The 452-nt window shown below is 54.9% G+C and carries 1 protein-coding gene; it reads left to right on the plus strand.

What is annotated here, in order from left to right:
- The coding region (locus Q4563_RS16160) for a hypothetical protein (protein ID WP_336623042.1) at nt 1-452 on the plus strand (452 nt) is incomplete at both ends.

Genomic DNA, 452 nt, shown 5'->3' on the forward strand with positions numbered 1-452 from the left:
CCTCGGACGAATACTCCAGCTTCCTGTGCTACTGCGAATGGAAAGCCGATTACCGTTATGTGCTGGATAACGTGGCTGATCCGATGCACGGGGCTTTCCTGCACAAGATGTCGCATTCCATGTCGGAAGGCGAAACCCAGGCCAAATTTGTAACCACCGATACTGACCACGGTTTTATCTTCGAGAAAGAAGGCCAGCGTGGCGTCAACTTCGACTGGAGTGAATTTGCCGATACCAACCTGATGTGGCAACGGCTGGAAATTCCCTATCCCAAGACCGGTGGGCCTGGTGGCAACTTCCATATTATCGGTATGTACGTTCCCCTGAATCCACAGCTGGCAGGCGTGTTCCACTGGCGTTGTCGCCCGCTGACCGGCTGGCAGGAAGATACCTGGCGCTTCTTGTACAAGAACCGTCTGGAAGCCCGTCACTGGCACGTGCTGGAGCAAGAC

The organism is Gilvimarinus sp. 1_MG-2023, from assembly GCF_030548285.1.